Below are 5,555 nucleotides of genomic sequence, written 5' to 3' on the forward strand. Positions count from 1 at the left end.
CAAGGAAGCTCCGCAACCCTACCACACATCAACGACCAGTCAAGAACCAGATCATCCATTCAAGAAAAGTGAATTCCCCGTCACCGGGAAACCCATGCCGCGTGAACCAGGAACACCGTTCCCAGCGACTCACACCACCGACCGGATCTCTCCGATCAGCGCCTCAGCACGAGAAAGAACTCTACACACACCCGAGCCCGAACGCAAAATCGGGGGTTCCTCCCCCACGAGAAGACCCCGTCACCCGCGGAATCATGCGGGTGGCGGGGTCCTGGGCCTCGCGTCAGAGGCTCCTCCACCGGCAGCTGGCCGCCATGACCTCGGTCACAGTCAGCTGACCGGCCAGCCTGCTCAGACGTCGAGCTCGGCGGCCGCCATGTTCTTCTTTCCCCGGCGCACCAGCAGATGCCGGCCGGCGAGCGCGTCCTCCGCACCGAATACCTGGTCCGCGTCGGCGATGCGCACGTTGTTCACGGAGGCACCGCCGTCCTTGATGGTGCGGCGCGCCTCGGAGTTCGAGGAGACCAGGCCGGTGGAGACGAGCAGCTCGACCGCCGTCACGGTCCGCCCCTCCCCCGCCCAGGCCGAGCGGTCCGCCTGCGGGAGCTCGGCGAGCACCGCACGCAGCACGTCGGGGTCGACCTCGGAGAGGTCCCCTCCCCCGAACACCGCGGCCGAGGCATCGATGACCTTCTGCGTGGCCTCGGCCCCATGGGCCAGGGAGGTCACCTCCCAGGCGAGCCGCTTCTGCGCCTCCCGGCGGAACGGCTCCTCGGCCACCTTGCGCGCGTACTCCTCGATCTCCGCGCGGGTGAGGAACGTGAACACCTTGAGCCGGTCGACCACATCGGCGTCCGCCGTGTTGAGCCAGAACTGGTAGAAGGCGTACGGCGAGCACATCGCGGCGTCCAGCCAGATGGCGTTGCCCTCGGACTTGCCGAACTTCGTGCCGTCCGCGTTCGTGATCAGCGGGGTGCCCAGCGCGTGCACGGAGGCCCCCTCCACCTTGCGGATCAGCTCGGTGCCGGAGGTCAGGTTCCCCCACTGGTCCGAGCCGCCGGACTGCAGCGTCACCCCGTGGCGGCGGTACAGCTCGAGAAAGTCGTTGCCCTGGAGCACCTGGTAGGAGAACTCCGTGTAGGAGATGCCCTCCTCCGAGTTCAGGCGCTTGGCCACGATCTCCTTCTTGACCATGGTGCCCACCCGGAAGTTCTTGCCGATCTCCCGCAGGAAGTCCAGGGCGCTCAGCTGCGCCGTCCAGTCGAGGTTGTTCACCATCCGCGCGGCGTTCTCCCCCTCGAACGAGAGGTAGGGCTCGATCTGGGCACGCAGGGACTCGACCCACTCGGAGACGACCTCGCGGGTGTTGAGCACGCGCTCGGAGGTCTGACGCGGATCGCCGATCAGGCCCGTGGCCCCACCGACCAGCGCCACCGGGCGGTGCCCGGCCAGCTGCAGGCGACGCATCAGCAGCAGCTGCACCAGGTGGCCCAGGTGCAGCGAGGGCGCCGTCGGGTCGAAGCCGCAGTAGTAGCTGATCGGCTCCCCGCTGAGGGCCTCCTCCAACGCGGCGGCGTCCGTGGACACGTGGACGAGCCCACGCCAGGTGAGCTCCTGCCAGATGTTCTCGAAGGTCGGGTCGTTGGCCTGAACGGTCAGGCCCTCTGCTCGGGTCTCGGTGTCGGCTGCCACACCTCCACCCTACCCACCGGTGCCCGCCGCGGGCGCGGGCGACGCGCGGGTGTCGCCCGGGCCGGCGTCGTCCAGGTGGACGTGGATCGCCGTCATCGGTCAGGCGGGAGCCGTTCAAGCAGGCACTGTTCAGGCGGGGACGGGGCTCAGACCCGCCGGGAGGTCCTGCGGGGCCGCCGTCGTGACGACGCTGATGGACTGCGTGCAGCGGGTCATGGCGACGTAGAGGTCCCCGACCACCCCGTGGGCGTCGGCGACCACCTGCTCCGGGGCGGCGAGCACCACCGCGTCGAACTCGAGCCCCTTGGTCTCGCGCGCGGTGAGCACGACGACCTCCACCCCAGGCATCGGGGCACGGTCCACCGCCTCCTGCCCCCACCGCTCGCGCAGGGCGGCCAGGACGGCGTCGACCCGCCCGGCCGGGACGATCACCGCGATCAGGCCTTCGCCCACGCGGGAGCGCTCCCGATCAGCGGTCTCCAGCACGAGATCCGTCAGGTCCCCGCCGGGCACAGCGGTGAGCACCGGAGCGTGGTCACCCTCGCGCACCGCACGGGCAGTCTCCACCTCGACGCCGGCCCCCTGGGCCACCTGCGCGGCCCAGCGCATGATCCGCGCGGGCGAGCGGTAGTTCACGCTCAGCTCCTCCAGCCGGACACGCCCGCCGAACTCGGCGCCGAGCGCCTCCCGCCAGGAGCCGGGGGCATCCCGGCGGGAAGACTGGGCGATGTCCCCGACCACGGTGAAGGACTTCAACGGGGCCCGCCGAGCCAGCAGCCGCCACTGCATCGGGGTCAGCTCCTGGGCCTCGTCCACCACGACATGCCCGAACGTCCAGGTGCGATCGTGCGCGGCCTGCTCCGCCGCCGTCTGCCGCACCGCCTGGACCTCGTTGGCGGAGGCGAGCTGCTCGGCGTCGACCACACCGTCCACCCCGAGGTCCACCAGGGTCTGGTGCATGTTCTCCAAGGATGCCTGCGCGTTCTCCACATTCCTGCGGTGCTGCGCCTCCGACTCCCCCACCGGGCGCACGTCCTCCAGGGAGCCCAGCAGCTCCGCCGCCTCGTCCAGCAGCGGCACATCCGCCTCCGTCCACGGGGCGTCCGCCGGCCGCAGCAGCACCGCGACCTCCTCGTCCGAGAGCCACGGCGCCGCCGCACGGAGCAGAGGCTCCTTGGCGAACAGCTCCCCGATGAGCCGCTGCGGGGTCATCGGCATCCACGCCAGGTTCAACGCCACCCGCACATCCCGGGAGGTCCGCACGTCCTCCAGGAGCAGATCACGCTGCACGGGCGCCCCGGAGGACTTCTCCAGCTTGCGGCGCAGCCTCTCGGCGAGCTCGCGCACCAGGATCTTCACGAACGTCACCCGGGCCTCGTTATGCGGTTTGCCGGTGGCCCGCGCACGATCCCGCGCACGGCGCACCATGGACGGCTTGAGCTTGACCGCGGTGCCCTCCACCATCAGCCGGCGCGGCTCCGTGTACAGGCGCTGCCGCTGGGCGACGGCGGCGGCCACCACCTCCGCCATCTCGGGCCGGCCCTTGATCTCTGCCGCCTGCGCGTCCTGCTCCGGCACCGCCGCGACCCCCGGGAACAGGGTGCCCAGGGAGGCCATCACCACCCCCGACTCCCCCAGCGAGGGCAGCACCCGCTCGATGTAGCGCATGAACGCCGTCGACGGGCCGACCACAAGCACCCCCGAACGGGACAGGCGGTCACGGTGCGTGTAGAGGAGGTAGGCGGCCCGGTGCAACGCCACGGCCGTCTTGCCGGTGCCGGGCCCACCCTGCACCACGAGCACACCCGAGGCCTCGGAGCGGATGATCGCGTCCTGCTCCGACTGGATGGTGGCGACGATGTCCCCCATACGGCCGGTGCGCCGTGCCGTGACGGCGGCCAGCAGGGCGCCCTGGGAGCCCCGGGCCACCGCGGCCCCGGCCTCCTCCAGGAGGGTGGGATCCAGCACCTCGTCCTCGAAGTCCCGGACCTCACGGCCGCGGAGCATCAGGTGACGGCGCAAGCGCACGTTCCGGCGGTGCGCCGCGGTGGCCTGGTAAAACGCCCCCGCCTCGGCAGCACGCCAGTCCACCAGCAGCCGGCGCTGGTCCTCGTCCGTCAGACCGATGCGACCGATGTAGCGGGTCTGCCCGGGGACGCCGCCCTCCGGGTCGAGGTCAAGACGACCGAACACCAGACGGTCGTCCACGGCGTTGAGCTGCGCGAGGCGGTCCTCGTAGAGGGTGGCGAACGCGTCCCGCTCGGAGTGGTTCTGCACCGAGCCCTGCAGGCCCGAGCGCCGCACCCGCCGCAGCTGGTCCTCCTTCTCCGCCCGGAGCTCGTCCAGGCGGGCGTAGCGCTCGGCCACGCGCTCACGCTCGAGCGCGAGCTCGGACTGACGGGGGGAGGCGGTCTCGGTCATCGGCGGCAACCTCGGGGACGGGCCGTCCGGACCGCCGTGGCGGGCCGTGCGGGGCGAGAAAGGGACCATCCACTATAGGGCCGCCCAGATGAACCGCCGGTGTCCTGCCTACCAGGCGTCCGGGCCGGCGAGGAACTCCTCGTCCGTGACCGCCGCGGCGTCGAGCTCGGCGCGCATGGCGGCCTCGTCCCAGCCCTCGCCCCACGCGAACACGGCCAGATCGTGCCCCAGGCAGAGCGGTTCCGGGACCGGCTCGCCCTCCGCGAGCGGCTCCACCTCCAGCGAGTCCTCCGCCAGCACGTGCAGCCCCAGATGACGGCCGGCCTGGTCCCAGCGCAGGGTGGCCGCCGGGTGCGTCCCGATCCTGCACAGCCCGGCCACACGCAGACCGACCCCCTCGGACACCCTCCCGCCCCACCGATGGGCCAGGGCCTCCCAGCGGCGCGAATGCAGGGGGCGGGTCCTCTCGTGGCGGAACACCGTGACGTGCCCCGGGCGGCAGGCGGCACCGGTGAGCGGAGCCGGGGGCTGCCACTCGTCGTTGAGCACCCGCACCCAGCCGGCCTCGTCTCGCTCGGCCCCGAGCTCGGTCAGGGGTCCCAGGATCCGCTCGGCGCCGTCGAGACCGAGGGGCGTCCCCGGCCCGCCCAGCAGGTGGGGCAGGCCCTCGACCCGCACGGCGGTGGGCTGCAGCGCCGCCAGCACGGCCAACGCGGCGTCCGAGCCCGGGGTCAGAGCGTGGTGGGTGCACGCCTCCACCGCGTCCAGCAGGGCCACCGAGCGGGCGTCCCCCACGTCCAGCCGGGCCACGGCCTCGTCCGGGTCCGCCACGAGGACGGCGGCCATCAGGCGCACACCCGTCTGCGGATCCGTGCACTCGCCGATGACGTCCAGCATCGAGTGCTCCGCCCCGACCTCCACGACCACCAGGGTGGGCGCCGGAGCCGGGACATGGGCGAGCAGGCGGGCGGTGCGCGGCAGGGCGTCGACGTCCGCGTGGAAGCGGTCCGCGGTGAGGAGCACCCCCGCCGTGGCGCGCGCCAGGGCGCCGGCCCAGGCCGAGCGCAGGCCGTCGTCGGGACCGGTGACCCCGACGACCGGGACGGGCGCGTCCGCCCAGGAGGATTTATTGCGATCCGTTCTCATATTGGTTAGTCTCGCACATGCTCGACGCTCCCACAGGAGCCGACCCCAGGAGGAACCATGAAGGTCCGCAACTCGCTCCGCGCCCTCAAGGCGCTGCCCGGCTCGCAGGTGGTCCGCCGCCGCGGCCGCACCTACGTGATCAACAAGAAGAACCCGCGCATCAAGGCGCGGCAGGGCTGACACCGCCCACAGAGACGACGACGGCGCGGGGGCCCGGCGACCCCATCTACCCGCCCCCCCGCCCGCCCCCAGAGGCGCCCCCCCCCCCCCCGCGCAACGACCGCCCCCGCAGAGGG

The 5,555-nt window shown here is 72.2% G+C and carries 4 protein-coding genes; 1 reads left to right on the plus strand and 3 read right to left on the minus strand.

Annotated features, from left to right (window positions below):
• Positions 1-351: 351 nt before the first annotated feature.
• The 3 genes from tyrS to SPI96_RS07180 all read right to left on the minus strand — a co-directional run bounded on the left by tyrS (position 352) and on the right by SPI96_RS07180 (position 5,259).
• Positions 352-1,692: a tyrosine--tRNA ligase gene (gene tyrS, locus SPI96_RS07170; RefSeq protein ID WP_321081685.1), complete on the minus strand. Its 1,341-nt coding sequence runs from the start codon at positions 1,690-1,692 to the stop codon at positions 352-354.
• Positions 1,693-1,821: 129 nt separating this feature from the next.
• On the minus strand, positions 1,822-4,113 hold the full coding sequence (locus tag SPI96_RS07175) for a HelD family protein (RefSeq protein ID WP_321081686.1): 2,292 nt from the start codon (positions 4,111-4,113) through the stop codon (positions 1,822-1,824).
• Between the two features lie 108 nt (positions 4,114-4,221).
• Positions 4,222-5,259: a hypothetical protein gene (locus SPI96_RS07180; protein WP_321081687.1), complete on the minus strand. Its 1,038-nt coding sequence runs from the start codon at positions 5,257-5,259 to the stop codon at positions 4,222-4,224.
• Between the two features lie 57 nt (positions 5,260-5,316).
• On the opposite strand from SPI96_RS07180, the gene ykgO reads away from it, so the two are divergent.
• Positions 5,317-5,439, plus strand: a complete 123-nt coding sequence (ykgO, locus tag SPI96_RS07185) for a type B 50S ribosomal protein L36 (protein ID WP_321081688.1) — start codon at positions 5,317-5,319, stop codon at positions 5,437-5,439.
• Positions 5,440-5,555: the final 116 nt, after the last annotated feature.

It is taken from the genome of Micrococcus sp., from assembly GCF_034179925.1.
Taxonomy (GTDB): Bacteria; Actinomycetota; Actinomycetes; order Actinomycetales; family Micrococcaceae; genus Micrococcus.

What these genes read in the sequence shown, in the direction of transcription:
- SPI96_RS07175 (WP_321081686.1), bottom strand. Translation starts at nt 4,113, where the DNA reads ATGACCGAGACCGCCTCCCCCCGTCAGTCCGAGCTCGCGCTCGAGCGT.
- SPI96_RS07180 (WP_321081687.1), bottom strand. Translation starts at nt 5,259, where the DNA reads ATGAGAACGGATCGCAATAAATCCTCCTGGGCGGACGCGCCCGTCCCG.
- ykgO (WP_321081688.1), top strand. Translation starts at nt 5,317, where the DNA reads ATGAAGGTCCGCAACTCGCTCCGCGCCCTCAAGGCGCTGCCCGGCTCG.